The sequence below is a fragment of the Candidatus Thorarchaeota archaeon genome (assembly GCA_013388835.1).
Lineage (GTDB): Archaea > Asgardarchaeota > Thorarchaeia > Thorarchaeales > Thorarchaeaceae > JACAEL01.
Genome location: JACAEL010000102.1, coordinates 1 through 1,507, shown reverse-complemented (window position 1 = coordinate 1,507; position 1,507 = coordinate 1). Strand labels below are relative to the sequence as shown.

At 45.3% G+C, this 1,507-nt stretch carries 1 protein-coding gene; it reads left to right on the top strand.

Going from position 1 to position 1,507, the window contains the following annotated elements; translation table 11 throughout:
* Window positions 1–68 precede the first annotated feature (68 nt).
* Window positions 69–1,507, top strand: a 1,439-nt coding sequence (locus tag HXY34_14075; protein ID NWF97261.1) for an acetyl-CoA decarbonylase/synthase complex subunit alpha, incomplete at its 3' end; no start/stop codon positions are given.

The following is a 1,507-nucleotide window of genomic DNA, read 5'->3' as shown; positions in this document are numbered from 1 at the left end:
TTTCTAGAAAAGCTTAAAACAACGTTATCGGAAGGATACATTCTCTAGACCTTTGGGTTGTGTTTGTGGTGAACAGAAAAGGCGTCAGTGTAAAGATTGACGAATTAAAAACAGATTTTGCCTCTGTCAAGAATCTTCAAGTTTCAATCGGAAGACTCATCGATGAAACGTGGACAGAACCAATAGGGCCCACGCCTTTCCCTTCACTAACCGCCTTAAGAGAGTGGGACATGACGCTTCTTCAACGTTACAAGCCGTTTTACATGCCCTACTGCGATGTCTGTTGCCTATGCACTTTCGGTAAGTGCGACTTAACTGGAAACAAGCGCGGCGCATGCGGCATAAACATGGAAGCACAACAATCTCGGATGATGCTTTTATCCTGCTGCATCGGAGCAGCGACGCACATTGGACATGCACGCCACATGCTTGACCACCTAATCGAAAAATTCGGGCGCAGAACCCCCATTGATGTGGGAGGGTTAAACATTAAGGTCGAGGCGCCAATCACCCGCCTTGTATGCGGAATAAAGCCTGACACGCTTGGCGACTTGGAGGAAGTTTTGGATTATGTCGAAAGCCAACTAACGCATCTTCTGTCCGTGACGCATACTGGACAGGAGGGAAGTAGTCTTGATTTTGAGTCGAAGGTTTTTCACGCTGGTATGGTTGACCATGTTGGGATGGAAGTTGCAGACATTGCTCAGGTAGTAGCTTTTGGCTTTCCTAAGGCTGATCCGGAAGCTCCTCTTGTGGATTTGGGTTATGGAACGGTGAACGTTGAGAAACCCATAATCCTTTGCATCGGTCACAACGTTGTGCCCTCTGTGGAAATAATAGATTACATGAAAGAAAACGGGTTTGATGACAAAATTGAGGTTTGTGGATTGTGCTGCACAGCCCACGACACAACAAGATATTATAAGCGAGCGAAAATTGTCGGTCCGATTTCGTGGCAACTGCGCTTCATAAGAAGTGGTGTTTCAGACGTCGTCGTATTAGACGAACAGTGTGTAAGGGCAGATGCTCTCCTTGAATCTCAAAATGTTAAAGCACCAGTAATTGTCGCGTCTGAGAAAAATTGCATGGGCTTACCCAACCGCACCAGTGACCCAGCAGATGCAATAGTAGAAGATTTAGTTAATGGAAAAATGCCGGGAGCACTAATTCTAGACCCCGAAAAAGTTGGAGAAGTAGCTGTAAAAGTTGCGTTGAAAGTTGCGCCTATGCGTAAAAAGTTTAAAACAATTCCAGAGGTTGACGAGGTCATCCAAAAAGCTAAGGAGTGCAGGCAATGTAATGATTGTAGAAGGGCATGTCCACAAGATTTGAAGATTCCAGAAGCAATGAAGACTGCAGCAGAAGGAAGCCTATCGAAGTTTGCAGACTTGTATGAGTTGTGTATTGGTTGCGGGCGATGTGAAGAAGCATGCCCAGTAGGCTTACAAGTTCACAGTTTCATAGTAAAGGCTGGAGAGAAAAAACTGAAAGAAGAAACCTACAAGGT